Origin of the sequence: Crenothrix polyspora (assembly GCF_900163755.1) — a bacterium.
Classification (GTDB): Bacteria; Pseudomonadota; Gammaproteobacteria; order Methylococcales; family Methylomonadaceae; genus Crenothrix; species Crenothrix polyspora.
This window is the reverse complement of sequence record NZ_FUKI01000089.1, coordinates 1-2,668: the sequence shown is the minus strand read 5'-3', so window position 1 is coordinate 2,668 and position 2,668 is coordinate 1. Positions and strand designations below refer to the sequence as shown.

Sequence of the window (2,668 nt, the reverse complement as noted above, 5' to 3'; positions counted from 1 at the left end):
GTCAATAAGAACAACACTCGGCACGATATTGTACGCACCGGTCACCGCATCCGCTGTGCCTGTGCCAATCACAGCACCCAAGGCATCTTTAATAGTGACAAGACTACCCGCTTCCGCAACACCGGTAATTGGGCTACCGTCGGTAGCGTTAATCGTTGGTAGTGCTGGCGCTGTTGCATCCACGGTAGTCATGGTTACTGGACTGACGTTACCCGCCGCATCCGTAGCGGTCACGCTCAGCACAACACCATCGGCTGGTACGGTAGACGGTACGATACTATAAGCACCAGTAACCGCATCCGCTGTGCCTGTACCCATCACAGCACCCAAGGCATCTTTAATAGTGACAAAGCTACCTGCTTCCGCAACACCAGTAATCAGGCTGCCATCGGTAGCATTGATGGTGGGTAGTACTGGCGCAGCTGCATCCACGATAGTCGTGGCTACTGGACTGACGTTACCTGCTGCATCCGTAGCCGTCACACTGAACAATGCACCGTCAATAAGAACAACACTCGGCACGATATTGTACGCACCGGTCAGCGCATCCGCTGTGCCTGTACCAATCACAGCACCCAAAGCATCTTTAATAGTGACAAGGCTACCCGCTTCCGCAACACCAGTAATTGGGCTGCCGTCGGTGGCGTTGATCGTTGGTAATGCAGGTATTGTTGCATCAACTTTAATGCTGACAAGCGCACTGGTGTTTCCAGCGGCATCGGTAGCGGTTACATTCAACACCGTGCCATTAGCAGGAACAGTCGTCGGTACAATACTGTACGCACCGGTGACAGGATCAGCTGTCGCCGTGCCAATAACTGTACCCGCCGCATCTTTGATAGTCACGACACTGCCTGCTTCCGCAACACCGGTAATCGGGCTGCCATCAGTCGCGTTGATCGTTGGGAGTGCAGGCGCTGTTGCATCAACTTTAATGCTGATAGGGGCACTGGTATTTCCAGCGACATCGGTAGCCGTTACATTCAGTACCGTGCCATTGGCAGGAACAGTCGTCGGTACAATACTGTACGCACCGGTGACAGGATCAGCTGTCGCCGTGCCAATCACTGTACCCGCCGCATCTTTGATAGTCACGACACTGCCCGCTTCGGCAACACCGGTAATCGAGCTGCCGTCGGTGGCGTTGATCGTTGATAATGCAGGTGCTGTTACATCAACTTTAATACTGACAGGTACACTGGTATTTCCAGCGGCATCGGTAGCCGTTACATTCAACACCGTGCCATTTAAAGGAACAGTCGTCGGTACAATACTGTATGCACCGGTGACAGGATCAGCTGTCGTTGTACCAATAACTGTACCCGCTGCATCTTTAATAGTCACGACACTGCCCACTTCGGCAACACCGGTAATCGGGCTGCCGTCGGTGGCGTTGATCGTTGGTAATGCAGGTATTGTTGCATCAATTTTAATGCTGACAGGTACACTGGTATTTCCAGCGGCATCGGTAGCAGTCACATTCAACACCGTGCCATTTAAAGGAACAGTCGTCGGAACAATACTGTACGCGCCAGTGACAGGATCAGCTGTCGCCGTGCCAATTAATACACCTGCCGCATCTTTTACAGTAATGACACTGCCCGCTTCTGCAACACCGGTAATCGGGCTGCCGTCAGTGGCGTTGATCGTTGGGAGTGCAGGCGCTGTTGCATCAACTTTAATGCTGACAGGTACACTGGTGTTTCCAGCGGCATCGGTAGCGGTCACATTCAGTACCGTGCCATTGGCAGGAACAGTCTTCGGTACAATACTGTACGCACCGGTGACAGGATCAGCTGTCGCCGTGCCAATTAATACACCTGCCGCATCTTTTACAGTAACGACACTGCCCGCTTCGGCAACACCAGTAATCGGACTGCCGTCAGTGGCGTTGATCGTTGGTAATGCAGGTATTATTGCATCAACTTTAATACTGACAGGCACACTGCTATTTCCAGCGGCATCAGTAGCGGTTACATTAAGTACCGTGCCATTGGCAGGAACAGTCTTCGGTACAATACTGTACGCGCCGGTGACAGGATCAGCTGTCGCCGTGCCAATTAATGCACCTGCCGCATCTTTTACAGTAACGACACTGCCTGCTTCGGTAACACCGGTAATCGGGCTGCCGTCGGTGGCGTTGATCGTTGGTAGTGCAGGTGCTGTTGCATCAACTTTAATGCTGACAGGGATACTGGTATTTCCAGCGGCATCGGTAGCGATTACATTCAACACCGTGCCATTGGCAGGAACAGTCTTCGGTACGATACTATAAGCACCGGTCACCGCATCCGCTGTGCCTGTGCCAATCACAGCACCCAAAGCATCTTTAATAGTGACAAGGCTACCCGCTTCGGCAACACCGGTAATCGGGCTGCCGTCGGTGGCGTTGATCGTTGGTAATGCAGGTATTGTTGCATCAACTTTAATACTGACAGGCGCACTGCTATTTCCAGCGACATCGGTAGCCGTTACATTCAACACCGTGCCATTGGCAGGAACAGTCGTCGGTACAATACTGTACGCACCGGTGACAGGATCAGCTGTCGCCGTGCCAATTAATACACCTGCCGCATCTTTAATAATAACCACACTGCCCGCTTCCGCAACACCGGTAATCGGGCTGCCGTCGGTGGCGTTGATCGTTGGTAATGCAGGTATTGTTGCA

The 2,668-nt window shown here is 52.5% G+C and carries 1 protein-coding gene; it reads right to left on the bottom strand.

The window, feature by feature from the left end; all coding sequences use genetic code 11:
* A partial coding sequence (locus CRENPOLYSF2_RS04835; protein ID WP_245807902.1) for an Ig-like domain-containing protein occupies positions 1-2,668 on the bottom strand: 2,668 nt, incomplete at both ends.